Below are 24,162 nucleotides of genomic sequence, written 5' to 3' on the forward strand. Positions count from 1 at the left end.
TATTCCGCTCCGAAACAAACCGATAGGATCTGCCCCATGCGCCGTTCCAAAATCGTCTGCACCCTGGGCCCCGCCGTCGACTCCTTCGACCAGCTGAAGACGCTGATCGAGGCCGGTATGAACGTGGCCCGTTTCAACATGAGCCACGGGTCCCACGCGGAGCACGAGGAGCGGTACCACCGCCTCCGCAAGGCCTCCGAGGAGACCGGCCGCCCCGTCGGCGTGCTGGCCGACCTCCAGGGCCCGAAGATCCGCCTGGAGACCTTCGCGGACGGCCCCGTCGAGCTGGTGCGCGGCGACGAGTTCACCATCACCACCGAGGACGTCCCCGGCGACAAGACCATCTGCGGCACGACCTACAAGGGCCTGCCCGGTGACGTCGTCAAGGGCGACCAGGTCCTGATCAACGACGGCAACGTCGAGCTGCGGGTCACCGAGATCGACGGCCCGCGCGTGAAGACGATCGTCATCGAGGGCGGTGTCATCTCCGACCACAAGGGCATCAACCTGCCCGGCGCGGCGGTGAACGTCCCGGCGCTGTCCGAGAAGGACATCGAGGACCTGAAGTTCGCGCTCGCCATGGGCTGCGACATGGTCGCGCTGTCCTTCGTCCGCGACGCGGCCGACGTCCGTGACGTCCACCGCGTCATGGACCAGGTCGGCCGCCGGGTCCCGGTCATCGCCAAGGTCGAGAAGCCGCAGGCCGTCGAGAACATGCACGAGGTCGTCATGGCCTTCGACGGTGTGATGGTGGCGCGCGGCGACCTGGCGGTGGAGTACCCGCTGGAGAAGGTCCCGATGGTGCAGAAGCGGCTCATCGAGATGTGCCGCCGCAACGCCAAGCCGGTGATCGTGGCGACCCAGATGATGGAGTCGATGATCACCAACTCGCGCCCCACGCGCGCCGAGGCGTCGGACGTCGCCAACGCGATCCTGGACGGCGCGGACGCGGTCATGCTGTCCGCCGAGTCCTCGGTCGGCGCCTACCCGATCGAGACCGTCAAGACGATGTCCCGCATCGTCGAGGCCGCGGAGCAGGAGCTGCTGTCGAAGGGCCTGCAGCCGCTGGTCCCCGGCAAGAAGCCGCGCACCCAGGGCGGTTCGGTCGCCCGCGCGGCCTGCGAGATCGCGGACTTCCTGGGCGGCAAGGCGCTCGTCGCCTTCACCCAGTCCGGTGACACGGCCCGCCGCCTGGCCCGCTACCGCACGGTCCAGCCGATCCTGGCCTTCACGACGGACGCCGCGACCCGCAACCAGCTGACCCTGAGCTGGGGCGTCGAGACCTACGTCGTGCCGCACGTGGACAACACGGACGCCATGGTCGACCTCGTGGACGCCGAGCTGCTGAAGCTCAAGCGCTACAACGAGGGCGACACGATGGTCATCACGGCGGGCTCCCCGCCCGGCGTCCCCGGCACGACCAACATGGTGCGGGTGCACCACCTGGGCGGCGAGAACCGGTAGGTTCTGCCTCTCGCAGGTCGTACGGACAGACGCGACCGGGGCCGCCACTCTTCGGAGTGGCGGCCCCGGTCGTTTTCACGGACCTGCGTGGCCTACGAGTACGTACCGTCGGTGATGTACTGGTGCAGGTTGGGGATGTGCAGGTTCCCGCCGTACTGGCCGGCCTGGCGGAGCTTCACGTTGGTGAAGAAGATCGGGATGGGCAGCTTCAGCCCCGGGATCATCGGGGGCAGGCTGGTCGGCGACTGGGTCGAGGGGATCAGCCCGAGCAGGTTGCCCTTCAACTCCTCGGTGTACAGGGTGACCTTGCCGCCGGTGACCGTGGAGGTCGTCCCGATGCCGGCGACGTGGTACTCCCTGCCCTGGCTGTTGACGATCTGGTGCAGGTCCTTGATCCCGATCGAGTCCGCGGTGAACTTGAGGATCGACTTCTGCTGCCCGTTCACCGTGGTGATCTTCTTGACGCCCTCGTAGGTGAGCCCGTTGAGGGTGAGCCTGCTCGCCTCCAGGTACCAGGGCTGGTTCGGGAAGGCGTGGTGCTCGTTCTCGTCGACGACGGTGCCCTTGGGGCAGGGGGGCAGGGAGCCGTCGGTGGCGGTGGCCGAGGGGCTGGGGTCGGCGGACGGGCTCGCGCTGGGGGACGGGGTGGCCGAGGGCGACGGGGATGCTGCGGCGGGCCTGTCGGCCGCGGGATGTCCGGACGGCGACGGGGATGCGGAGGCCGACGGGGTCGACGACGGCGACGCGGACGGACTCGGTGAAGCCGCCTTCTTGCCGCCTCCTGTCAGGATCTCGCCGAGCTTGGCACCGAGGCCGAGCGGGTCGAGGGGGTTGAACGCCTTGGTGGAGGGCGAGGCGGACGGCGACGGCGAGGCGGAGGGCGATGGCGATGCCTTCGGGGCCGGCTTGGCCGCACGCGGGGAACTGCCCTTGTCCGGAGCGGGCTTGGGCGAGGGAGACGGCGAGGTCTTCGCGCTCGGGCTCGGACTCGCGCTCGGGCTCGCGCTCGCATCGGCGCTGGGCGTGGCGGCCGGAGTGGCCGCCTCCTCCGCCGCTTTGTCGGGCGCGGTGGCGCACTGCGCGTCCCCGAACGGCCGCGGCTCGGACGGCTTGGCCTGGGCGAGCGTGGGCGTCAGCCCCATCCCCATCAGCACCGCACTCGGCATGGCGACGATGGCGACCGCCTTGCCGGCGGGCATGTGCAGCCGGGAGAGCAACGGCTTGCGGGGCGCCGCGTGGCGCGGTCCGGTTCTCGGCTCGTCAGTCGGCACGGGACGTCCCTTCACCCTCGTCCACGACCGCCTCCGGCTTGCCGGGCATCCAGGAGACGCCGAGACCGCCACCGATCAGGGCGAGCAGGAAGCCCACGACGAACGCCCCGAAGTTGGAGACGACGAGGGAGACGAGCCCCAGCAGGATCGCCGCGATGCCGGCGAACACCCGTGACTGCGGCTGGAACCACATGGTCAGGCCGAGCACGACCAGCAGCACCCCTATGATCAGCGAGCCTGCGCCGGCGGTCGTGGCCAGCCGGATGCTGAGGTCGCCCAGCGTCACGGTCTGGTACGGGATGTACATGATCGGAAACCCGGCGAGCAGCGTCAACAGCCCGCCCCAGAAGGGGCGTCGGCCCCGCCAGTCCCAGAACGAACGGCGGGTGCGGCCGAGAGTGTCCATCAGCCGTGGTCGCGTTTCGGCGCTCATGGTGTACAGCTCCTCGGGACTGGCGAATCGGTGGTACGTGAGCACAGCAGGGTACGGGGACGGGGGTTCAAGTCCGTTCCCGTACCCGCCTGTTCAGCTCCTCAGTTGCTCTTGCATTCGGCATCGCCCATGCTGACGCCCATGTGCAGACCCGGCAGGGTGAACGTTCCGGCCGAGGTCGCCCAGGCCTTCTGGTCGACGTCCTTGAAGTGCACGGTCTTGGCCTGCTGTGCGAACGAGCCGGGCACGTAGGCGCCCCGTCCGTTCTCACCCGGCTGTGCCGGACCCGGGCCCTTGGTGGTGCCGTCGACTGCAACGCCGATGTCCACCTGGTCGAACTCTGCGTTGGCCTTCATGTCGTTCGCGTCGATGTAGAGCTTCGTCGCTTGGACCCGGTGATTTTCATCCGGGCCTGCGGTCAGCGTCATCGAGACTTTCTGACCGCCGAAAGGCAGCGGGATGGTGACCGCCTGGCAGAGGCTGGTGATCTTCGCCGTCTCGAGACCGACCACCGCGACGGGCTGAGCGCCCTTCTTGGTCTGGTCCATGGCCCCGTACTGGACGAAGCCGTCACCGTCGAGACTCTTCGCCGTCACCTGGAACTGCTGCCCCGAAACGCTGAACGAGGCCGCCAACGCGCCCTGCGCTATCGCCACCCCGATCGCGGCGGAGGCCGCCACACTGGGGACCATGACGACGGCGAACCGTCGCCATCTCGTCCCACCACGAGCCTGGGACTTCATGACACATTCCTCCTTCTCGGACGTACATCTCCGGCACGGGCGGGAGGACCACGCGGTCCGGCCTCGTACCCCGGAGGGGAGAGCTGTTACGTCCTCGGGAAGGAGAGCGCCGTCGCATGACGAAGGCGCACCACTGCGCCCGATACACCGGCGATCACCCCCGAGCGACAACCAACGGCCACGCCTTCGCGCAACCCGTGGGACAGGCCCCGCCGTTGGGGCGGAGACCCCCCTGTCCCTGCCCGGTGGGGACCCACCCGCACGCGCCGACCGGATGCCGGGCTGTACGAATGGACCGAGCGTGCGGCCGATCGTGGTGCATTACGGGCCGGGGCACAAGAGGTTCATTACTAGCGAGTAACGGGGCGATAACCGCGGGGCGCCCGGAGCGCATCAAGCGGCCACCAGAGCGTGTCGCTCCGTGGCCACGAACAGCGGGAGGAAAAAGAAAAACCCGGGCGAATGCCCGGGTCCTTCTTACCGGTAGTAATCGCGCCCCCGTTTACCAAGTTTTGGTAAAGCGCGGCTCCTGTGCCGCGTGGGACACGGGTGTCAGAACAACGCGCGCGACAGCGCGGTGCGCGCGGCCGAGACCCGCGGGTCCTCGGGACCGATCACCTCGAACAGCTCCAACAGCCGTACGCGGGCCGCGTTGCGGTCCTCGCCGAACGTCCGCTTGACGGTGTCGATCAGTCGCCCGAAGGCGTCCTCGACGTGCCCGCCGACGAGATCGAGGTCCGCGGCGGCGATCTGCGCCTGCACGTCGCCCGGCGCATCGGCAGCGGCCTTGCGCACGTCCTGGGCGTTCATCCCCTGGACGCGCTGCAGGAGTTCGGCCTGGGCGAGGCCCAGCTTGGCCTCGGGGTTGGCGGGGTCGTCGGCCAGCACGTTCTGGTAGGCGCGGATGGCACCGCCGAGGTCGCCGGCGTCCAGGGCGTCGTGCGCGGCGCCCAGCGCGGCGGAGTACGGCCCCTCCGGGACCTGCGGAGCCGCGGCTTCCGCCTCCTCGCCCGGCTCGACGGGCGCACCGACGATGCCGAAGCGCTGCTCGGAAACCGCGATCAACTGGTCCAGCACCTGCCGGGCCTGGGCCTCGGGGGCCGCGCCCTGGAAGAGGGGCAGGGCCTGGCCGGCCACGACCGCGAAGACGGCCGGGATGGACTGCACACCGAACTGCTGGAAGAGCAGTTGGTTGGCCTCGACGTCCACCTTGGCCAGCACGAACCGCCCGCGGTACTCCGCGGCGAGGCGCTCCAGCAGCGGGCCGAGCTGCTTGCACGGCTCGCACCAGTCGGCCCAGAAGTCGATGACGACGGGCACCTCGGCGGAGCGCTGGAGGACGTCGAGCTCGAAGCCGGCTTCGTCGGCGTCGAAGACCAAGGGCCCCGCGGCGGCGGGCACACCGCCGTGGCGGGCGGCCTCGGCGCGCGCCTGCTCGGCCTTCTGCTTGGCTTCCCCGGCCGCCTTCACCGCGGCGAGGTCGACCACTCCACTCATGGACATGTTCCGTGGCTGCATGGCCCTATCCTCCCCCCTCCGCGCGGCGAATCGGAAAAGTACGCTGACGCCGGGTCCCCACCTGGCGTCGTGGTGCGTCGTCGGTTGTCGCTCTTACGCTACGGCCCGTAGCGTAACTCGGCCCCCCGGAGCCCCGGCAAGCCTTTCGGCGAATAGTGATCTGGCTCATACGCGGAGCCCTACTGGGCGGTAAGGTCACTCCCATGCCGTCCGCCCCCACCCGTCGCACCGGCCGCCCGCGCAGCGCGGAGGCGGACCGGGCGATCCTGGACGCGACGCGGGCGGCCCTGGTGGAACTGGGCTGGGGCAAGCTGACGATGGGCGACGTGGCGGCCCGCGCCGGCGTGGCGAAGACGACCCTCTACCGCCGCTGGGCGGGGAAGAACGAGTTGGTCGTGGACGCGGTGGCGGCCCTCTTCGACGAACACCTGGAACTCCCGGACCGCGGCAGCCTCCAGGCGGACGTGGAGGGCGTGGTGCTGCAGTTCGCGTCCCTCCTGGAACGCCCGGAGACGAAGACGGCCCTGATGGCGGTGGTGGCGGAGTCCACTCGCGACGACGCCCTCCGCGACCGCATCCGCTCGGCGATCGTGGACCGTCAGAAGTCCCTGGTCCTGATCGGCCGCGCTCGCGCCCAGACCCGCGGCGAACTCCCCCACGAACCGGACGAATCCCAGGCGGCCCGCAACGCGGACCTCATCTTCGACGTGATCGCGGGCGCGGTCGTCCACCGGACCCTGGTGAGCGCGGAACCGGTGGACGAGGAATGGGCACGGGGGTTCACGGCGCTGGTGGTGGGCGGTCTGACGGCGACGGCGGGGTGAGGCGGTACGTCGGCCCCCGCCCCACCCGCCTTACCCCCCTTTGACGCCCCGGCCCCCATCCTGGAAGGCGGACGAGAGGAGCCCGACATGGCTCAGGAAGCGCGGCCGGGCCGGCCGCCGGGTGGCGAAGACGGCTGGGACGGTGTGGAGTTCGACGAGGCCTTCGTGCTGGCGGCCCCCGGCCGTGAGCCCTCGGCGCGGGCGCGGATGCTCGCTGCGCGGTGGCGGCGGGAAGAGCCGCAGCCCCAGCCGTGGCGTGCGGACGGGCCGCCCGCGGGCCGCTTCCGGGGCCTTGCGCGGAAATGGCGCCGGAGCCGCTGAGCGGCTCCGGCGCCCGCGATCAGAACCCCGCCGGCTCCACGTACACCCCCCACTCCTCCCGCAGCACGTCGCAGATCTCCCCCAGCGTGGCCTCCGCGCGCACCGCGTCCAGCATCGGGGCGATCATGTTCGAGCCGTCCCGCGCGGCGGCCAGCATCGCGTCCAGGGAGGTGCGGACCTTCGCGTCGTCACGGGCCGCCTTCCGCGAGCCCAGCGCGCGCACCTGCTCGCGCTCCACCTCGTGGCTGACCCGCAGGATCTCCAGGTCGCCCGTCACCGAGCCCTCGTGGCAGTTGACGCCCACCACGCGCTTGGCGCCCTTCTCCAGGGACTGCTGGTAGCGGAAGGCGCTCTCCGCGATCTCGCCCGTGAACCAGCCGTCCTCGATGCCGCGCAGGATGCCGGACGTGACCGGGCCGATGACGGGGGTCCCCCCTGCTCGAGCGGAGCCGAGAGCTTGGGGGAGTTGCCCGTCCGGGTGCGCCCGGAGGCCGCGCTCCTTGATCTGGTCGAAGATCTTCTCCGCGTCCGCCTCGATGCGGTCCGTCAGCTGCTCCACGTACCACGAACCGCCCAGCGGGTCCGCGACGTTGGCGACGCCCGTCTCCTCCATCAGGACCTGCTGCGTGCGCAGCGCGATCTCCGCGGCCTGCTCGCTCGGCAGGGCGAGGGTCTCGTCCAGGGCGTTGGTATGGAGGGAGTTGGTGCCGCCGAGCACCGCCGCGAGGGCCTCCACCGCCGTGCGCACCACGTTGTTGTACGGCTGCTGCGCCGTGAGCGAGACGCCCGCCGTCTGGGTGTGGAAGCGGAGCCACTGCGCCTTCTCCGTCCGCGCGCCGTAGACCTCCTTCATCCAGCGCGCCCAGATCCTGCGCGCCGCGCGGAACTTGGCGATCTCCTCGAAGAAGTCGACGTGGGCGTCGAAGAAGAAGGACAGGCCGGGGGCGAAGACGTCCACGTCCAGGCCGCGGCTCAGGCCCAGTTCGACGTAGCCGAAGCCGTCGGCCAGCGTGTACGCCAGCTCCTGCGCGGCCGTCGCGCCCGCCTCGCGGATGTGGTAGCCGGAGACGGAGAGCGGCTTGTAGGCGGGGATGGACGTCGCGCAGTGCTCCATCAGGTCGCCGATCAGGCGCAGATGGGGCTCGGGCGGGAAGAGCCACTCCTTCTGCGCGATGTACTCCTTGAAGATGTCCGTCTGGAGCGTGCCGTTGAGGACGGACGGGTCCACGCCCTGCCGCTCCGCGGCGACCAGGTACATGCAGAAGGCGGGGACGGCCGGGCCGCTGATCGTCATCGACGTCGTCACGTCGCCCAGCGGGATGTCCTTGAACAGGACCTCCATGTCCGCGGCCGAGTCTATGGCGACGCCGCAGTGGCCGACCTCGCCGAGCGAGCGCGGGTCGTCGGAGTCGCGGCCCATGAGGGTGGGCATGTCGAAGGCCACCGACAGTCCGCCGCCGCCGTTGGCGAGGATCATCTTGTAGCGCTCGTTGGTCTGTTCGGCGTTGCCGAAGCCCGCGAACTGGCGGATGGTCCACGTGCGGCCGCGGTAGCCCGTCGCGTACAGGCCGCGGGTGAAGGGGTATTCGCCGGGCCAGCCGATGCGCTCGAAGCCCTCGTACGCGTCCCCGGGGCGGGGGCCGTAGACCGGCTCGACCTCGTCGCCGGAGAGCGTGCTGAAATCGGCGTCCCGCTTCCGGGCCGCGTCGTACCGCGCCTGCCAGCGGCTGCGCCCCGCCTCGATGCCTGCTGCGTCCATGGGTGTCGCCCGACCTCTCCGCGCCCCGTTGCGCGCATCCGCTCAATTTACTAGGACGTCCTACTAAATCGTCGCGCAAGAGTGCCCCGAACACAAGGGGTGTCGTGTCCGGGGCGGGTGTGTCCTGCAGGACGTGCAGGACCAGACAGGATCAGGCGGTGGCCTGGGCGGCCTCCGCGGCCACCAGCGGCTCCAGCTCGCGGCTGACCTTGCGCTCCACGAAGAAGGCGGCGGTCGGGATGGTGCCGGCGATCAGCACCCACACCAGCCGGCCGAACGGCATCTTCGCCTTGGAGCCCATGTCGAAGGCGAAGACCAGGTACAGGACGTAGAGCCAGCCGTGCGCGATGCCGACGACGCTGACGAAGCCGTCCGCACCGTCCATCGTCAGCGCGTACTTGGCGATGCAGCCGAGCGTCAGGAGGACCAGCAGCACACCGGTGACGTACGCCATCACGCGGTAGCGGGTCAGCACGTTCTTCTTCACTGGAAGGTTCCTCACATCGGGTCTTCGACTGCCGTCGATCGAGCGTAACCGTATGTTCCGGGGCGATCTTCGCCGCCCCCGCCGCGCCGGATCCCTAGGGGGTGTCCCCTTCGGCTTCGGCTTCGGCGAAGTCCTGGGCCGCCACCCGCAACGGGCGCAGGAGGTCGAAGATCCGCCCGCACTCCTCCGCGTCGTAGACGCCCAGGCCGAAGTCCATCGCCATCAGGTCGCGCGTCGCGGACTCCACGACCCCCCGCCCCTTCTCCGTGATCGAGGCGAGCGTGCCGCGGCCGTCGTTGGGGTTCGGGCGCTTGTCCACCAGACCGGCCGTGACCAGGCGGTCGACGGTGTTGGTGACGGATGTGGGGTGCACCATCAGCCGCTCGCCGATCTTCGACATCGGCAGCTCTCCGGCCTTGCTGAACGTCAGCAGCACCAGCGCCTCGTAGCGGGCGAAGGTCAGACCGTACGGCTTCACGACCGCGTCGACCTGGCCCAGCAGGATCTGGTGGGCGCGCATGATCGAGGTGATCGCGGCCATGGAGGGCACGGCCCCCCAGCGCTGCTCCCACAGCTCGTCGGCACGGGCGATGGGGTCGAAGGGGAGACTGAGCGGTTTGGCCACGGGGCGAGCCTATCGGGGCGCCCGCGGCCCGGCCCCCGTCATCCGCATATCGGGACGACGGGAACCACGCAGGCCATCGGCCCTCGGCCCGGTCCTCAGCCTTCGGCCAGGTACCGCTCGACCGTCTCGACCTTCGACGTCAGCCCGTCCGTCACGCCGGGGCGGATGTCCGCCTTGAGGACGAGCGAGACCCGGCCGCAGCGCGCCTCGACGGCGGCGACGGCGCGCTTGACGACGTCCATGACCTCGTCCCACTCGCCCTCGACGGACGTGAACATCGCGTCCGTGCGGTTCGGCAGGCCCGACTCGCGCACGACGCGCACCGCGTCGGCCACGTACTCGCCGACGTCCTCGCCCACGCCCAGCGGGCTCACCGAGAAGGCGACGATCATGCGTTGACCATACCCTCCTTGCGGGCGCGGGCGGCGATGACGCTCGCCTCGCCCTCGCGGCGCAGCATGCGGTCGCCGAAGAAGCCGCCGGTGGGCAGCACGGAGAGGACGAAGTAGAGGGCGGCGCGCTTCAGCGGCCACTTGGTCTTGTTCCAGGCGTCGATCCAGAAGATCACGTAGAGGATGAAGAGGATGCCGTGCACCGCGCCCATCACCGGCACCGCGTTGAAGTCGGTGGTCCGCTTGAGGACGGAGCAGAGGAGCAGGAGCAGGAAGGAGACGGCCTCCGGAGCGGAGACCAGTCGGAGCCGGCGCAGGGATTCGGCGGTCTTGATGTCCACGAGGGCGCACCTTCGGTCACAGTGGCGGATCGGTCACCGCTTGTGACGGTATTCACAAGCGGCTCACCATTGTCGCAGCCCGGAAATCGATCACAGGATCCGGGTCCGGCGGTGGATTCACCGGGAGTTTCCGTGACCTAGGGGCCTGTTCGAGCGGTATGTCCTGCCGATAGCGTCTGGCGCGTGGCTCAGTTTCGGCTCCAGGGGAGCAAGGTCCTCGCTGTCGACGTGGCAGGTGATGCGGTCAAGGCCAAGAACGGCTCGATGGTCGCGTACGAGGGCGAGATGACGTTCAAGAAGATGACCGGCGGCGGTGACGGCCTGCGCGGCATGGTGACCCGCCGGCTCACCGGCGAGCAGATGGAAGTGATGGAGGTGAAGGGCCACGGCACCTGCTACTTCGCCGACCGGGCGAGCGAGATCAACCTCGTGGCGCTGCACGGCGAGACGCTGCACGTCGAGTCGAGCAACCTGCTCTGCACCGACGCCTCCCTGCGCACCGGCACCACGTTCACGGGCCTCCGCGGCGCCTCGCAGGGCAACGGCTTCTTCACGACGACCGTCGAGGGCACGGGCCGGGCGGCGATCCTCTCCGACGGCACCGCCATCGCCCTGCGGGTCACGCCGCAGACGCCCCTGCAGGTCGACCCGGGCGCGTACATCGCGCACACCGGCAGCCTCCGCCAGCACTTCCAGTCCGGCGTGAACTTCCGCACGTTCATCGGCGAGGGCTCGGGCGAGGCGTTCCAGATACGTTTCGAGGGCGACGGGCTCGTCTACGTCCAGCCCAGCGAGCGGAACACGATCGGAGGTGACCTCTGATGCCGTTCCGCCTCCTGAATTCGCGGATGGTCGAGGCCCAGGTGCTGCCCGGGCAGCGGCTGTTCAGCCAGCGCGGGGCGATGCTCGCCTACCGCGGCGACGTCTCCTTCACCCCCAGCATCAGCGGCGGCCAGGGCGGCGTGACGGGGATGATCGGCCGCCGCGTGGCCAACGAGGCCACGCCGCTGATGACCGTCGAGGGTCACGGCACGGTGATGTTCGGCCACGGCGGCCACCACTGCCACGTGATCGAACTGTCCGGCGAGACGCTGTACGTGGAGGCCGACCGGCTGCTCGCCTTCGACGGCACACTGCAGCAGGGCACGATGTTCATGGGGTCGCAGGGCGGCGTGATGGGCATGGTGCGCGGCCAGGTGACCGGGCAGGGCCTGTTCACCACCACCCTCCAAGGGCACGGCGCCGTCGCGGTGATGGCGCACGGCGGCTTCATCGAGCTGCCGATCGTGCCGGGCCGCCCGGTGCACGTGGACCCGCAGGCCTACGTGGCGCACCGCGGCGACGTGCGCAACAAGCTGTCCACGGCGCTCGGTTGGCGCGAATTCGTGGGCCGCGGCTCGGGCGAGGCGTTCCAGCTGGAGCTGTCGGGCAGCGGCACGGTGTACGTCCAGGCGTCGGAGGAGAAGCTGTGAACCCTGTGAACGGCTATGCCGACGGCCTTGCCGTGCACGACGCGCACTCCCTGCCGGCGGACGACAACGTCAATCCGTACGCCTTCTCCGTGGAGCTCGACGGACAGTGGTTCCTGCAGAAGGGGAAGATGATCGCCTACTACGGGCAGATCGCCTTCCACGGCATCGGCCACGGCCCGTTGGACCGGCTGGTCGCGGCCTGCTTCCACTCCCCGTTGCACGCCTCGGACTGGGTGGTGGCCGAGGGCCGCGGCAAGATGGTGCTCGCGGACCGCGCGTTCGACGTCAACTCCTACGACCTGGAGGACGGCAACCTCACGGTGCGCTCGGGGAACCTGCTGGCGTTCCAGCCCACGCTGGCGCTGAAGCAGTCGATCGTCCCCGGCTTCCTGACGCTCATCGGCACGGGCAAGTTCGTGGCCGCCTCCAACGGCCCGGTCGTCTTCGCCGAGCCGCCGATCCGGGTGGACCCGCAGGCGCTGGTGGGGTGGGCGGACTGCCCGTCGCCGTGCCACCACTACGACCGCCACTACCTGCGCGGGGTGATGGGCGGGGTGCGCCGGCTGACCGGGCTCGGGGGCACCTCGGGCGAGGAGCACCAGTTCGAGTTCACCGGCGCGGGGACGGTGCTGCTGCAGTCGACCGAGCAGCTGATGGAGGAGCGGCCCGTGGGCGAGGAGGCACCGGAGCAGGAGGGCGTGCCGCACGCGCAGCCCGGCAACCACGGAAACCAGCCAATGACAGGGCGGCTGCCGGGTCAGCTGTGGGACCTCCAGCGCCGCTTCGGGCTGTGAGCGGTACTCTGCGGAGTGTGACGGTCGAACGCATGACCTCTCATTATTAATTAAACATTCAACTTCTTAGGTAGAATCCATTCATGGACACCGAGGACACCCAGGACAACGGCACCCGCTGGCTCACCGACGAGGAACAGCGCGCCTGGCGCACTCACCTGGACGTGAGCCGGCTCCTGATGCACCAGCTCGAACGGGACCTGCAGCCGTTCGGCCTCACCAACAACGACTACGAGATCCTGGTCAACCTCTCGGAGTCGAAGGACCACCGCATGCGGATGAGCGATCTCGCGACCGCCACTCTGCAGTCCAAGAGCAGGCTCTCCCACCAGATCACCCGCATGGAGAACGCGGGGCTGGTGCGGCGGGAGAACTGCGAGTCGGACCGGCGGGGGCTGTTCGCGGTCCTCACGGACCATGGGTGGGAGACGATGCGGAAGGTGGCACCGCACCATGTCGCCTCGGTGCGGCAGCACTTCATCGACCTGCTGCCGACAGAGGAGCTCAAGGCGTTGCACGGCTCGCTGACGCCGGTGGCGCAGCATCTGCGGGAGACGCGGGGGCGGGTGTGAGCGGGGAGTAGGAGGCCCCGGTCCCACTCTTTCGCCTCCCCCAGCTCCCGGTTGTCTGCGGGCCGTCCGTGGCTGGTCGCGCAGTTCCCCGCGCCCCTTACGGGCCGGGGGGCTTGCCCCCCAAGAAACAGCGAAAGGGCGGGGCCGGGGCCTCCTACTCCCCCGTCAGCCCCGCGACGAGCTGGTCCGCCGCCGCGTACGGGTCCAGCTCCCCGTTGACCACCCGCTCGGCCAGAGCGGGAAGGTGCCGGTCCCCCCGCAGATCCCCGATCCGCTCCCGCAAAGCGGTGACGGCAATCGTCTCGACCTCGTGCGCGGCCCGCCGGCGGCGCCGGTCCGCGAGGACGTCGCGTTCCTCCATCCACGCCCGGTGCTTTTCCAGCGCCTCCACGACCTCGTCGGTGCCCTCGCCGCGGGCGGCGACCGTCTTCACGATCGGCGGGCGCCAGTCGCCCGCCGCCCTGGCCTCGCCCAGGCCCAGCATGTGGTTGAGCTCGCGCGCCGTCGCGTCCGCGCCGTCCCGGTCGGCCTTGTTGACGACGTACACGTCGCCGATCTCCAGGATGCCCGCCTTCGCGGCCTGGATGCCGTCGCCCATCCCGGGCGCCAGCAGCACCACGGACGTGTCCGCCTGCGAGGCGATCTCCACCTCCGACTGCCCGACGCCGACCGTCTCGACGAGCACCACGTCGCACCCGGCCGCGTCCAGGACGCGGATCGCCTGCGGGGCGGCCCACGCGAGGCCGCCGAGGTGGCCGCGGGTGGCCATGGAACGGATGTAGACGCCCGGGTCCGAGGCGTGTTCGGACATCCGGACCCGGTCGCCCAGCAGCGCGCCGCCCGAGAAGGGCGAGGACGGGTCCACGGCCAGCACCCCGACCCGCTTGCCCATCCGGCGGTAGGCGGTCACCAGGGCCGAGGTCGAGGTCGACTTGCCGACGCCCGGCGAGCCGGTGAGCCCGACCACGTACGCCCCGCCGGTCAACGGGGCGAGCGCCGCCATCACTTCGCGCAGTTGCGGCGACGCCCCCTCCACCAGTGAGATCAGCCGGGCCACGGCACGCGGCCGGCCCTCCCGTGCCTGCTCGACCAGTGCGGGGACGTCCGCCATGACTGCTCCGTTCCGTCGGATCCGTCGGGTTCAGAAGGTCAGTTGCCCGGGACCCGGATGATCAGCGCATCGCCCTGGCCGCCGCCGCCGCACAGCGCCGCCGCGCCGGTGCCGCCGCCGCGCCGCTTCAGCTCCAGTGCGAGGTGCAGCACGATACGGGCGCCGGACATGCCGATGGGGTGACCGAGTGCAATGGCCCCGCCGTTGACGTTCACCTTTTCCGGGGAGACCCCGAGATCCTTCATTGACTGCACGGCGACGGCCGCGAACGCCTCGTTGATCTCGATGAGATCGAGGTCCGCGACCTCGATGCCCTCCTTGCCCAGGGCGTGGTTGATGGCGTTGGAGGGCTGGGACTGCAGGGAGTTGTCGGGGCCGGCCACGTTGCCGTGGGCGCCGATCTCGGCGATCCACTCCAGGCCCAGCTCCTCGGCCTTGGCCCTGCTCATGACGACCACGGCGGCGGCGCCGTCGGAGATCTGCGAGGACGTGCCGGCGGTGATGGTGCCGTCCTTGGCGAACGCGGGGCGCAGCTTGCCGAGCGACTCGGCCGTGGTCTCCGGGCGGATGCCCTCGTCCTTGCTGAAGAGCACCGGCTCGCCCTTGCGCTGCGGGATCTCGACGGGCGTGATCTCCGCCTCGAAGAGGCCGTTCTTCTGGGCGGCGGCGGCGCGCTGGTGGGAGAGGGCGGCGAACTCGTCCTGCTCGGGGCGGCGGAGGCCCAGGCGGGTGTTGTGCTTCTCGGTGGACTCCCCCATGGCGATGTTCTCGAAGGCGTCCGTCAGGCCGTCGTGGGCCATGGCGTCGAGCATCTCGACGGCGCCGTACTTGTAGCCCTCGCGGGACTTGGGGAGCAGGTGCGGGGCGTTGGTCATCGACTCCTGGCCGCCGGCCACGACGATGTCGAACTCCCCTGCGCGGATGAGCTGGTCGGCCAGCGCGACGGCGTCCAGGCCCGACAGACACACCTTGTTGATGGTCAGCGCCGGCACGTTCATCGGGATGCCGGCCTTGACTGCCGCCTGGCGCGCGGGAATCTGCCCGGCGCCGGCCTGGAGCACCTGCCCCATGATCACGTACTGCACCTGGTCGCCGCCGATGCCCGCGCGGTCGAGCGCGGCCTTGATGGCCGCACCGCCGAGGTCGGCTGCGGAGAACGAACGCAGCGAACCCAGCAGCCTGCCCATGGGCGTGCGTGCACCCGCGACGATCACCGAGGTGGCGGCGGTTTTCCCGTTCGTACCGGACATGGGCGCGACCCCTTTGAGCGGAGGAGGTTAACGATGGTTTCCGTCAATGTACTGACGGGTTGCCCTCGGGTCATCGGGCAGAAGATGTGATCGCGCGCACGTTGCGTGACGGTGCGTGCGAGCGGTGCACTGGACTCATGCTGACGCGCATCGACCACATCGGGATCGCCTGCTTCGACCTCGACACATCTGTCGAGTTCTACCGTGCCACGTACGGCTTCGAGGTGTTCCACACCGAGGTCAACGAGGAACAGGGCGTCCGCGAGGCCATGCTGAGAATCAACGGGACCTCCGACGGCGGGGCCTCCTACCTGCAGCTGCTGGAGCCGATCCGGGAGGACTCCGCGGTCGGCAAGTGGCTGGCCAGGAACGGCGAGGGCGTCCACCACATCGCCTTCGGCACCGCCGACGTGGACGGCGATGCGGAGGCGATCCGGGAGAAGGGGATCCGGGTGCTCTACGACGAGCCGCGCCGCGGATCCATGGACTCCCGCATCACCTTCCTGCACCCCAAGGACTGTCACGGCGTGCTGACGGAACTGGTCACCTCCGCGCCCCGCCCCGCGGCGGAGCACTGACCCTCTCCTTCCCCGGCCGGTAGAGTGCAGGTCCGGCCGGGTACGGGTGGGCCCCGGACCAGGCTGTACCGATGATCTGACACCATTTCTTCGGAAGGGCGGGCTCCGGGTTCCACCACGACGCATGACGGGGCCGGCCGCCGACGCGACCAGGGGACGGATGGACCGCGCTGTGCGGGGCTACGAGCGCCAGGAGAGTCAACGGGCCGAGGCCGACCACCTCTCGAAGTTCGAGGCCGAGATGGAGCGGCTGAAGACCGAGCGGGAGAAGGCGGTCCAGCACGCCGACGACCTCGGCTACCAGGTCGAGGTGCTGCGCGCCAAACTCCACGAGGCGCGCCGCAGCCTCGCCCACCGCCCTGCCTATGACACGGGCGACATCGGCTACCAGGCCGAACAGCTGCTGCGCAACGCCCAGATCCAGGCCGAGCAGCTGCGCAGCGACGCCGAGCGCGAGGTGCGCGAGGCCCGCGCCCAGACGCAGCGGCTGCTGCAGGAGCAGGCCGAGCGGCAGGCGCGCATGGAGGCGGAGCTGCACGCCGAGGCGGTGGCCCGCCGGCAGCGGCTGGACGAGGAGCTCAACGAGCGCCGCCAGACCGTCGAGTCGCACGTCAACGAGAACGTGGCCTGGGCCGAGCAGCTGCGCTCGCGCACCGAGGCGCAGGCGCGCCGGCTGCTGGAGGAGTCCCGGGCGGAGGCCGAGCAGTCGCTGACGGCCGCCCGCACCGAGGCCCAGGTGCTGACCGAGCAGGCCCGCGGCCGGCTCGGGGCGGCCGCCGAGGAGGCCCGCGCCGAAGCGGAAGCGATCCTGCGCCGGGCCCGTACCGACGCCGAGCGGCTGCTGTCCGCCGCCTCCGCGCAGGCACAGGAGGCCACCGACCACGCCGAGCGGCTGCGCACCGCCGCCGGCACCGAGAGCGACCAGGCCCGTACGACCGCGACGGAGCTGACGCGCACCGCCGAGGCGCGGATGCAGGAGGCCGACGCGGCGCTGCGCGAGGCGCGGGCCGAGGCGGACAAGGTGCTGGCCGAGGCGAAGGACGCCGCGGCCAAGCGGCTGTCCGAGGCCGAGTCGGACAACGAGCAGCGCACCCGTACCGCCCGGGCGGAGATCGCCCGGCTGGTGAGCGAGGCCACCAAGGAGTCCGAGGCCCTGCGGGCCGAGGCGCAGCAGCTGCGCGACGACGCGGCCGCCGCGGCCGAACGGGCGCTGGCCGAGGCCGCGGAGAAGGCCCGCAGCGCCGTGGCCGAGGACTCGGCGGCGCAGCTGGCCAAGGCCGCGCGCACGGCCGAGGAGGTGCTGTCCAAGGCGACCGAGGACGCACAGGCCACCACCAAGGCGGCCGCCGCGGAGGCCGAGCGGATCCGCAAGGAGGCGGAGGCCGAGGCCGAGCGGCTGCGCGAGGAGGCCGCGGACACCGCCGAGCAGCTCAAGGGCGCCGCGCAGGACGACACCAAGGAGTACCGGGCCAGGACGGTCGAGCTCCAGGAGGAGGCGCGGCGGCTGCGCGGCGAGGCCGAGCAGCTGCGCTCCGAGGCCGTGGCCGAGGGCGAGCGCCTCCGGGGCGAGGCCCGCCGCGAGGCGCTGCAGCAGATCGAGGAGGCGGCCAGCACCGCCGAGGAGCTGCTGGCCAAGGCCAAGGCGGACGCGGAGGAGACGCGCACCGCCGCGGCCGCCGACAGCGAGCGGCTGCGTACGGACGCGGCCGAGCGGGCCGCGGCCCTGCGCAAGCAGGCCGAGGAGGCCCTGGAGCAGGCCCGTGCCGAGGCCGAGGAGATGGCCGAGGAGGCCGAGGACCACTCCGAGCGCACCCGTACCGAGGCCGCCGAGGCCGCGCGGCAGCTGCGCGAGGAGGCCGAGCGGGCCGCGGAGGCGCGGCGCGAGGAGGCCGCCGCCGAGCTGACGCGCCTGCACACGGAGGCCGAACAGCGCGTGGAGGCCGCCGAGTCGGCGCTGCGCGACGCCCGTACGGAGGCCGAGCGGCTGCGCCGGGAGGCGGCCGAGGAGGCGGAGCGGCAGCGGACGGAGGCCGCCGAGCGGGCCCGTGCACTGCAGACGCAGGCCGAGGAGGAGTCCGAGCGGCTGCGGGCCGAGGCGGCGGAGGAGGCGTCCGCCTCCCGTGCCGAGGGCGAGGAGGCCGGTGCGCGGCTGCTCAGCGAGGCCGGCGCGGAGGCGGAGCGGCTGCGGGCCGAGGCGCTGGAGACCGCGGACCGGATGCGGGCCGAGGCGAACGCGGCCGCGGAGCGCACTGCCGCCGAGGCCGCGGAGGCGCTGGCCGCCGCCCAGGAGGAGGCCGCGCGGCGGCGCCGCGAGGCCGAGGAGACGCTCGGGGACGCCCGTACGGAGGCGCAGGCCGAGCGCGAGGCGGCGCGCGAGCAGAGCGAGGAGCTGCTGGCGTCGGCGCGCAAGCGGGTCGCGGAGGCGCAGGAAGAGGCACGGGAGCTGGTCGAGGAGGCCGAGCAGCGCGCTTCGGAGCTGGTGGCCGCCGCCGAGCAGACCGCACAGCAGGTGCGGGACTCCGTCGCCGGGCTGCACGAGCAGGCCGAGGAGGAGATCGCGGGCCTGCGTTCGGCCGCCGAGCACAATGCCGAACGGACCGTCACCGAGGCCCAGATCGAGGCCGACCGGGTCCGCGCCGAGGCCTACGCCGAGCGCGAGCGCGCCGACGAGGACGCGTCCCGCACCCGCACCGAGGCGGCGGCGCTGCGCGCCGAGGCCGAGGCGGAGGGCGAGCGGCTGCGCGCCGAGGCGGCCGCCACGGTCGACCAGGCCCGCGAGGCGGCGGGTGCGCTGCGCGCGGACGCCGCGAGCCAGGCCGACGAGCTCGTGGCCGAGGGCAGGGCCGAGGCCCAGCGTCTGACGGCCGAGGCCGAGCAGACCCTCGACCAGGCCCGCGAGGCCGCGGGCGCCCACCGCACGGAGGCCGCCGCGCAGGCGGAGGAGCTCATCGCCGAGGGTGCGGCGGAGGCCCAGCGCCTGATCACCGAGGCCGAAGGCGCCCTGGAGCGGGCTCAGGACGACGCGGACCGGCTGCGCACCGAAGCCGCCAAGACCGTCGACGACGCCCGCGAGGCAGCGGGCGTCCTGCGCACCGAAGCCGCGGGACAGGCCGACGAACTCATCGCCGAAGGCAGGACCGAGGCGCAACGTCTCGTCGACGAGGCCGAGGCCGCGCTCGAACAGGCCCGGGACGACGCGGACCGGCTGCGCACGGAAGCCGCCAAGACCGTCGACGACGCCCGCGAGGCAGCGGGCGTCCTGCGCACCGAAGCCGCGGGGCAAGCGGACGAACTCATCGCCGAAGGCACCGCCGAGGCCCGGCGCCTCACCGCCGAGGCCGAGCAGACCCTCGGCCAGGCGCGCAAGGACGCCGAGGCGCACCGTACCGAGGCGGCCGAGCAGGCCGACGAGCTCATCGCCGAGGGCACCGCCGAGGCCCGGCGCCTGATCACCGAGGCCGAGGGCGCCCTGGAGCAGGCCCGCACGGACGCGGAGGCCCTCCGGGCCGAGGCGGCGCGGACCGTGGACCAGGCGCGCAAGGACGCCGACGTGCACCGGGCCGAGGCCGAGGAGCAGGCCGAGCAGGCCCTGGACGAGGCCGCCGCGGAGGCGGAGCGGCTGCGGGCCGAGGCGGAGCGGCTGGTGGCGGACGCGTCCGCACGGGCCCAGCAGATGCGGACGGATGCCTCCGACGCGCTGGCGGCCGCCGAGCAGGACGCGTCCCGCACCCGGGCCCAGGCCCGCGAGGACGCCAACAAGATGCGGGCCGACGGGCACGCCGAGGCCGAACGCATCGTCAACGAGGCGGCGGAGCTGACCTCTTCGGCGCAGGATGACGCCGACCTCATCGTCGCCACGGCCAAGGAGGAGGCCGAGGTCCACCGGGCCGAGGCCGCGCAGCAGGCCGAGGAGCTGCTCGCCGAGGCGGTGCAGCGGGCCGACGCGCACCGTGCGGAGGCCGAGGGCCAGGCGGAGCGCACCGTGGCCGCGGCGAACGCGGAGGCCGAGCGGTTGCGGGCGGACGGCGCGCGGGCGCTGGACGAGGCCCGTGAGGCGGCCGACGGTCTGCGGGCCGAGGGCGCCGAGGCGCTGGAGTCCGCCCGCCGCGAGGCGGAACGCACCCTGGACGAGGCCCGCGAGGCCGCGGGCGCCCGCCGTGCGGAGGCCGCCGAGCAGGCGGACGCGCTCGTGCTGGAGGCCACGGCCGAGGCCGAGCGGATGGCCACGGAGGCCGCGGAGGCGCTGGCGGCGGCGCAGGAGAACGCCAACAGCACCCGTGCGGACTCCGCGCGCATCAAGGCCGACGCCGTCCAGGAGGCGGAGCGGCTGCGCGCCGAGGCGCGGGCCGAGGGCGAGCGCACGGTGGACGAGGCGCGGGACGCCGCCGCCCAGCGGCGCACCGAGGCCGCCGAGCAGGCGGACGCGCTCATCGCCAAGGCCCAGGAGGAGGCCGTCCTGACGGCCACCGTGGCCGAGGAGCAGGCCGACACGATGGTCGCCGCGGCCCGCAAGGAGGCCGAACGGCTCGTCAAGGAGGCCACCGGCGAGGGCAATGCGCTGGTCGAGCAGGCCCGTACGGACGCCAACACCCTGCTCGCCGAGGCGCGCGGGGACGCGACGGCCATAAGGGACCGGGCCGAGGAGCTGCGTTCGCGCATCGAGGGCGACGTCGAGGAGCTGCACGACCGGGCGCGCCGGGAGGCGGCGGAGGCCATGCAGTCGGCGGGCGAGCGCTGCGACAAGCTCGTCGCCGCGGCGACGTCCCAGCTCTCGGAGGCGGAGGAGAAGGCGAAGAAGCTGCTCTCCGACGCCAGCAGCGAGGCGAGCAAGGTCCGTATCGCCGCGGTGAAGAAGGCCGAGGGTCTCCTGAAGGAGGCCGAGCAGAAGAAGGCCGCCGCCGTACGCGAGTCGGATCGCCTGCGCACCGAGGCCACGGAGGAGGCCACGCGCCTTCTGGACGACGCGAAGCGGGAGTTGGAGGCGCTGGCCCGCCGGCGCGAGGACATCAATGCGGAGATTTCCCGTGTCCAGGACGTGTTGGAGGCGTTGGAATCATTTGAGTCCCCTGGGGCAGGCGGCTCCAAGGACGGCGGGGTGAAGGCGGCGGCTGGTGTCGGCGCTACTCGATCGGGTGGCAAGCAGTCCGAGAAGTAGCCACTCAATCGAGGGGGCATTTTCCGGATTTCCCAACCGTCTACCATCGTCCACTCGATGACACGCCGCTCACACCCCTAGGATTCCCTCTAACACCTCACCGGTCTCTTATGACAGGAACCCCATGAGCGACACTTCCTCCCCCTTCGGCTTCGAGTTGGTGCGGCGTGGATACGACCGCGGCCAGGTGGACGACCGCATTACGAAGCTCGTAGCGGACCGTGACAGCGCACTGGCACGGATCACGTCTCTGGAAAAGCGCATCGAGGAGCTGCACCTCGAAACGCAGAACGCTCAGGCACAGATCAACGACGCGGAACCGTCCTACGCAGGGCTCGGTGCGCGGGTCGAGAAGATCCTCCGGCTGGCCGAGGAGGAGGCCAAGGACCTGCGTGAGGAGGCCCGTCGGGCCGCCGAGCAGCACCGGGAGCTGGCCGAGTCGGCCGCTCAGCAGGTGCGCAACGACGCCGAGTCGTTCGCCGCCGACCGCAAGGCGAAGGCGGAGGACGAGGGCGCGCGCATCGTCGAGAAGGCGAAGGGCGACGCGGCGGCGCTGCGGGCCGAGGCGCAGAAGGACGCCCAGTCCAAGCGCGAGGAGGCGGACGCCCTCTTCGAGGAGACGCGCGCCAAGGCCGCCCAGGCGGCAGCCGACTTCGAGACGAACCTGGCCAAGCGCCGCGAGCAGTCCGAGCGCGACCTGGCCTCCCGTCAGGCGAAGGCGGAGAAGCGGCTGGCGGAGATCGAGCACCGGGCGGAGCAGCTGCGCCTGGAGGCGGAGAAGCTGCGCACGGACGCCGAGCGCCGGGCGCGGCAGACGGTGGAGACGGCGCAGCGCCAGGCCGAGGACATCGTGGCCGACGCCAACGCCAAGGCGGACCGCATCCGCAGCGAGTCCGAGCGCGAGCTGGCGGCGCTCACCAACCGCCGCGACAGCATCAACGCCCAGCTGACCAACGTCCGCGAGATGCTGGCCACGCTGACCGGTGCGGCGGTGGCTGCGGCCGGTGTGCCGGGCGACGACGAGCCGATCTCGCGGGGCGTTCCGGCCCAGCAGAGCCGCTGATCCGGCGGAGGCACATCGACAGCACGTCACGTTCGGGGGAGCCTGTCGCTCAGCGCGTCGTATGCCGTCTCATGACGGCGTGCGGCGCGCTGAGTCGTTTCTCCGCACCGGTGGCGGGGCTCTGTGGAGGCTCTTACCGTGAGTGAATGATCGAGCTCGAGGGGCTGACGAAGCGCTACGGGGACAAGCTCGCCGTGGACGGGCTCACCTTCTCCGTGCGGCCCGGCGTGATCACCGGCTTCCTGGGCCCCAACGGCGCGGGCAAGTCGACCACGATGCGCATGGTCCTCGATCTGGACAACCCGACCGGCGGCACGGTGCTCATCGACGGCCGGCACTACCGGCAGCTGCACAACCCGCTGCGGGTCGTCGGCGCCCTGCTGGACGCCAAGGCGATGCACGGCGGCCGCAGCGCCTACCACCACCTGCTGTGCCTGGCGCAGAGCAACGGCATTCCCCGGGCCCGGGTGCGCGAGGTGCTGGACACGGTCGGCCTGACGGCGGTGGCCGGAAAGCGCACCAAGGGCTTCTCGCTGGGCATGGGCCAGCGCCTGGGCATCGCGGGCGCGCTGCTGGGCGACCCGCAGATCCTGATGTTCGACGAGCCGGTCAACGGCCTCGACCCCGAGGGCATCCACTGGATCCGCAACCTGATGAAGAGCCTGGCGGCCGAGGGCCGGACGGTCTTCGTCTCGTCCCACCTGATGAGCGAGATGGCGCTGACCGCCGACCACCTGGTCGTCATCGGCCAGGGCCGGCTGCTGGCCGACACGTCCATGTCCGGCTTCATCGCCGAGAACTCCCGCGGCTACGTCCGGATGCGCTCCCCCGACCAGGAGCGGCTCAAGGACGTGCTGTCCGGCGCGGGGATCACGGCGGTGTCCGGCACGGAGGGCGCGCTGGAGGTGCACGGCGAGGACGCGGCGCACCTGGGCGAGCTGGCGGCGCGGCACCGGATCGTGCTGCACGAGCTGAGCCCGCAGCGGGCCTCGCTGGAGGAGGCCTTCATGCGGCTGACGGCCGGCGCGGTCGAGTACCACGCCCACGCGAACCACCAGACACCGCCGCCGGCCGCGCCGGGGGCGGGCTGGGGAGCCGACTGGCAGAAGAAGGGGTCGTGACGATGGCGGTGGCGGCACAGGTCCTGCAATCGGAATGGACGAAGATCAAATCCGTCAGCTCGACGGTGTGGACCCTGGGCATCGCGGTCGTGGTGACCGTCGGCCTCGGCGCCCTGATCAGCGCATTGTCCAAGCGGGACTTCGATCGTCTGTCCCGGCAAAGCAAGATCGAATTCGATCCGACGTACACGAGTTTCGCGGGGATGGGACTGGGCCAGCTGGCATTGATCGTTTTCGGTGTGCTGGTGGTCTCGAATGAATACAGCACGGGAATGATCCGCACCTCGCTCGCCGCCGTTCCGCAGCGCGGCACGTTTCTGTTCAGCAAGATCGCGGTGGCCGGTGCACTCGCATTCGCCGTCGGCATGATCACGAGTTTTGTGACGTTCTTCGTCGGCCAGGCGATGCTGGGCGGCCACGGCGCCCGCCTCGGCGACCCGGGCGTGCTGCGGGCGGTGATCGGCGGCGGCCTCTACATGACGCTCATCACCGTCTTCTCGATGGGCGTCGCGACGATGCTGCGCAGTCCGCTGCTGTCGCTCGGCATTCTCATGCCGTTCTTCTTCCTGATCTCCAGCATTCTGGGCAACGTGCCGGCGACGAAGAAGGTGGGGCGTTACCTGCCGGACCAGGCGGGGCAGAAGGTGATGCAGGTGGTGACGCCGCTCGGCGACGAGGCACCGTACGGGCCGTGGGGCGGGTTCTCGATCATGGTGCTGTGGGTGGTGGCCGTCCTAGCGGGGGCGTATGTCCTGTTGGCGCGTCGGGATGCGTGAGCCGTCCGGCAGGGGCCGCGCCCCGTAAGGGGCGCGGGGAACTGCGCGACCGGCCACAGCCGGCCCGCAGCCGAAACCCTGCTGGGGGTCGG

Annotated in this window: 22 protein-coding genes and 1 pseudogene; 12 read left to right on the plus strand and 11 right to left on the minus strand. The window is 71.4% G+C overall.

What is annotated here, in order from left to right:
- Nucleotides 1-36 precede the first annotated feature (36 nt).
- Complete coding sequence (pyk, locus tag ACLHRZ_RS21420) at nt 37-1,464, plus strand: pyruvate kinase (RefSeq protein WP_490420104.1); 1,428 nt, start codon at nt 37-39, stop codon at nt 1,462-1,464.
- A 92-nt stretch (nt 1,465-1,556) separates the two neighbouring features.
- Here the strand turns inward: pyk and ACLHRZ_RS21425 are convergent, their stop codons facing one another.
- From ACLHRZ_RS21425 to ACLHRZ_RS21440, 4 genes and pseudogenes are all read right to left on the minus strand, one after another.
- Entirely contained in the window at nt 1,557-2,735 is a 1,179-nt protein-coding gene (locus tag ACLHRZ_RS21425) for a hypothetical protein (protein ID WP_490420105.1), read from the minus strand.
- Nucleotides 2,734-3,168, minus strand: a pseudogene (locus ACLHRZ_RS21430) (DUF6114 domain-containing protein); the annotation flags it as partial. The pseudogene ACLHRZ_RS21430 and the gene ACLHRZ_RS21425, both read right to left, overlap by 2 nt.
- 101 nt (nt 3,169-3,269) lie before the next feature.
- Nucleotides 3,270-3,911 (minus strand): DUF6230 family protein, encoded by a 642-nt coding sequence (locus ACLHRZ_RS21435; protein ID WP_490420106.1) that lies wholly within the window; start codon nt 3,909-3,911, stop codon nt 3,270-3,272.
- Between the two features lie 552 nt (nt 3,912-4,463).
- On the minus strand, nt 4,464-5,429 hold the full coding sequence (locus tag ACLHRZ_RS21440) for a tetratricopeptide repeat protein (protein WP_490420107.1): 966 nt from the start codon (nt 5,427-5,429) through the stop codon (nt 4,464-4,466).
- 203 nt (nt 5,430-5,632) lie between these two features.
- Between ACLHRZ_RS21440 and ACLHRZ_RS21445 the strand changes: the two genes are divergently transcribed.
- Nucleotides 5,633-6,253, plus strand: a complete 621-nt coding sequence (locus tag ACLHRZ_RS21445) for a TetR/AcrR family transcriptional regulator (RefSeq protein WP_490420108.1) — start codon at nt 5,633-5,635, stop codon at nt 6,251-6,253.
- 87 nt (nt 6,254-6,340) lie between these two features.
- Nucleotides 6,341-6,574, plus strand: a complete 234-nt coding sequence (locus ACLHRZ_RS21450; protein ID WP_490420109.1) for an SGM_3592 family protein — start codon at nt 6,341-6,343, stop codon at nt 6,572-6,574.
- Nucleotides 6,575-6,593: 19 nt separating this feature from the next.
- Here ACLHRZ_RS21450 and icmA read toward each other — a convergent pair whose 3' ends face one another.
- The 5 genes from icmA to ACLHRZ_RS21475 all read right to left on the minus strand — a co-directional run bounded on the left by icmA (nt 6,594) and on the right by ACLHRZ_RS21475 (nt 10,178).
- Nucleotides 6,594-8,333 (minus strand): coenzyme B12-dependent isobutyryl-CoA mutase large subunit, encoded by a 1,740-nt coding sequence (icmA, locus tag ACLHRZ_RS21455; RefSeq protein ID WP_490420110.1) that lies wholly within the window; start codon nt 8,331-8,333, stop codon nt 6,594-6,596.
- A 151-nt stretch (nt 8,334-8,484) separates the two neighbouring features.
- Nucleotides 8,485-8,820 (minus strand): DUF3817 domain-containing protein, encoded by a 336-nt coding sequence (locus ACLHRZ_RS21460; protein WP_490420111.1) that lies wholly within the window; start codon nt 8,818-8,820, stop codon nt 8,485-8,487.
- Between the two features lie 94 nt (nt 8,821-8,914).
- A complete protein-coding gene (locus ACLHRZ_RS21465) occupies nt 8,915-9,445 on the minus strand; it encodes a MarR family winged helix-turn-helix transcriptional regulator (protein ID WP_490420112.1) in 531 nt (176 codons plus the stop codon).
- 95 nt (nt 9,446-9,540) lie between these two features.
- Nucleotides 9,541-9,837: an MTH1187 family thiamine-binding protein gene (locus ACLHRZ_RS21470; RefSeq protein ID WP_171087268.1), complete on the minus strand. Its 297-nt coding sequence runs from the start codon at nt 9,835-9,837 to the stop codon at nt 9,541-9,543.
- Nucleotides 9,834-10,178 carry a DUF3817 domain-containing protein gene (locus ACLHRZ_RS21475; RefSeq protein WP_490420113.1) on the minus strand — a complete coding sequence of 115 codons (345 nt, stop codon included), beginning with the start codon at nt 10,176-10,178 and terminating at the stop codon, nt 9,834-9,836. Before ACLHRZ_RS21475 ends, ACLHRZ_RS21470 begins: the two co-directional genes overlap by 4 nt.
- 183 nt (nt 10,179-10,361) lie before the next feature.
- Between ACLHRZ_RS21475 and ACLHRZ_RS21480 the strand changes: the two genes are divergently transcribed.
- From ACLHRZ_RS21480 to ACLHRZ_RS21495, 4 genes are all read left to right on the plus strand, one after another.
- Nucleotides 10,362-11,000 (plus strand): AIM24 family protein, encoded by a 639-nt coding sequence (locus ACLHRZ_RS21480; protein WP_490420114.1) that lies wholly within the window; start codon nt 10,362-10,364, stop codon nt 10,998-11,000.
- Nucleotides 11,000-11,650: an AIM24 family protein gene (locus ACLHRZ_RS21485; RefSeq protein WP_490420115.1), complete on the plus strand. Its 651-nt coding sequence runs from the start codon at nt 11,000-11,002 to the stop codon at nt 11,648-11,650. The genes ACLHRZ_RS21480 and ACLHRZ_RS21485 overlap by 1 nt, the downstream gene beginning before the upstream one ends.
- A gap of 5 nt (nt 11,651-11,655) precedes the next feature.
- Nucleotides 11,656-12,444 carry an AIM24 family protein gene (locus tag ACLHRZ_RS21490; RefSeq protein WP_490420219.1) on the plus strand — a complete coding sequence of 263 codons (789 nt, stop codon included), beginning with the start codon at nt 11,656-11,658 and terminating at the stop codon, nt 12,442-12,444.
- An 83-nt stretch (nt 12,445-12,527) separates the two neighbouring features.
- Complete coding sequence (locus ACLHRZ_RS21495; protein WP_490420116.1) at nt 12,528-13,016, plus strand: MarR family winged helix-turn-helix transcriptional regulator; 489 nt, start codon at nt 12,528-12,530, stop codon at nt 13,014-13,016.
- A 154-nt stretch (nt 13,017-13,170) separates the two neighbouring features.
- Here the strand turns inward: ACLHRZ_RS21495 and meaB are convergent, their stop codons facing one another.
- Together meaB and ACLHRZ_RS21505 are read right to left on the minus strand one after the other, a co-directional pair.
- Complete coding sequence (meaB, locus tag ACLHRZ_RS21500) at nt 13,171-14,127, minus strand: methylmalonyl Co-A mutase-associated GTPase MeaB (RefSeq protein ID WP_490420117.1); 957 nt, start codon at nt 14,125-14,127, stop codon at nt 13,171-13,173.
- 38 nt (nt 14,128-14,165) lie between these two features.
- Nucleotides 14,166-15,341 (minus strand): acetyl-CoA C-acetyltransferase, encoded by a 1,176-nt coding sequence (locus ACLHRZ_RS21505; RefSeq protein WP_490420220.1) that lies wholly within the window; start codon nt 15,339-15,341, stop codon nt 14,166-14,168.
- Nucleotides 15,342-15,514: 173 nt separating this feature from the next.
- Between ACLHRZ_RS21505 and mce the strand changes: the two genes are divergently transcribed.
- The 5 genes from mce to ACLHRZ_RS21530 all read left to right on the plus strand — a co-directional run bounded on the left by mce (nt 15,515) and on the right by ACLHRZ_RS21530 (nt 24,070).
- Nucleotides 15,515-15,955 (plus strand): methylmalonyl-CoA epimerase, encoded by a 441-nt coding sequence (gene mce / locus ACLHRZ_RS21510; protein ID WP_490420118.1) that lies wholly within the window; start codon nt 15,515-15,517, stop codon nt 15,953-15,955.
- Between the two features lie 160 nt (nt 15,956-16,115).
- Nucleotides 16,116-21,110, plus strand: a complete 4,995-nt coding sequence (gene scy, locus ACLHRZ_RS21515) for a polarized growth protein Scy (RefSeq protein ID WP_490420119.1) — start codon at nt 16,116-16,118, stop codon at nt 21,108-21,110.
- Between the two features lie 124 nt (nt 21,111-21,234).
- Nucleotides 21,235-22,173 carry a coiled-coil domain-containing protein gene (locus ACLHRZ_RS21520; RefSeq protein WP_171085148.1) on the plus strand — a complete coding sequence of 313 codons (939 nt, stop codon included), beginning with the start codon at nt 21,235-21,237 and terminating at the stop codon, nt 22,171-22,173.
- 146 nt (nt 22,174-22,319) lie between these two features.
- Nucleotides 22,320-23,294, plus strand: a complete 975-nt coding sequence (locus ACLHRZ_RS21525; RefSeq protein WP_490420120.1) for a DUF8746 domain-containing protein — start codon at nt 22,320-22,322, stop codon at nt 23,292-23,294.
- A gap of 2 nt (nt 23,295-23,296) precedes the next feature.
- On the plus strand, nt 23,297-24,070 hold the full coding sequence (locus ACLHRZ_RS21530) for an ABC transporter permease (RefSeq protein WP_490420221.1): 774 nt from the start codon (nt 23,297-23,299) through the stop codon (nt 24,068-24,070).
- Nucleotides 24,071-24,162 lie beyond the last annotated feature (92 nt).

This window comes from Streptomyces sp. AM25 (assembly GCF_058146165.1).

Coding starts and splice junctions, on each gene's coding strand:
- scy (WP_490420119.1), top strand. CDS start 16,116: ATGGACCGCGCTGTGCGGGGCTACGAGCGCCAGGAGAGTCAACGGGCC.
- ACLHRZ_RS21470 (WP_171087268.1), bottom strand. CDS start 9,837: ATGATCGTCGCCTTCTCGGTGAGCCCGCTGGGCGTGGGCGAGGACGTC.
- ACLHRZ_RS21435 (WP_490420106.1), bottom strand. CDS start 3,911: ATGAAGTCCCAGGCTCGTGGTGGGACGAGATGGCGACGGTTCGCCGTC.
- meaB (WP_490420117.1), bottom strand. CDS start 14,127: ATGGCGGACGTCCCCGCACTGGTCGAGCAGGCACGGGAGGGCCGGCCG.
- ACLHRZ_RS21445 (WP_490420108.1), top strand. CDS start 5,633: ATGCCGTCCGCCCCCACCCGTCGCACCGGCCGCCCGCGCAGCGCGGAG.
- ACLHRZ_RS21440 (WP_490420107.1), bottom strand. CDS start 5,429: ATGCAGCCACGGAACATGTCCATGAGTGGAGTGGTCGACCTCGCCGCG.
- ACLHRZ_RS21525 (WP_490420120.1), top strand. CDS start 22,320: ATGATCGAGCTCGAGGGGCTGACGAAGCGCTACGGGGACAAGCTCGCC.
- icmA (WP_490420110.1), bottom strand. CDS start 8,333: ATGGACGCAGCAGGCATCGAGGCGGGGCGCAGCCGCTGGCAGGCGCGG.
- ACLHRZ_RS21495 (WP_490420116.1), top strand. CDS start 12,528: ATGGACACCGAGGACACCCAGGACAACGGCACCCGCTGGCTCACCGAC.
- ACLHRZ_RS21520 (WP_171085148.1), top strand. CDS start 21,235: ATGAGCGACACTTCCTCCCCCTTCGGCTTCGAGTTGGTGCGGCGTGGA.
- ACLHRZ_RS21530 (WP_490420221.1), top strand. CDS start 23,297: ATGGCGGTGGCGGCACAGGTCCTGCAATCGGAATGGACGAAGATCAAA.
- mce (WP_490420118.1), top strand. CDS start 15,515: ATGCTGACGCGCATCGACCACATCGGGATCGCCTGCTTCGACCTCGAC.
- ACLHRZ_RS21450 (WP_490420109.1), top strand. CDS start 6,341: ATGGCTCAGGAAGCGCGGCCGGGCCGGCCGCCGGGTGGCGAAGACGGC.
- ACLHRZ_RS21485 (WP_490420115.1), top strand. CDS start 11,000: ATGCCGTTCCGCCTCCTGAATTCGCGGATGGTCGAGGCCCAGGTGCTG.
- pyk (WP_490420104.1), top strand. CDS start 37: ATGCGCCGTTCCAAAATCGTCTGCACCCTGGGCCCCGCCGTCGACTCC.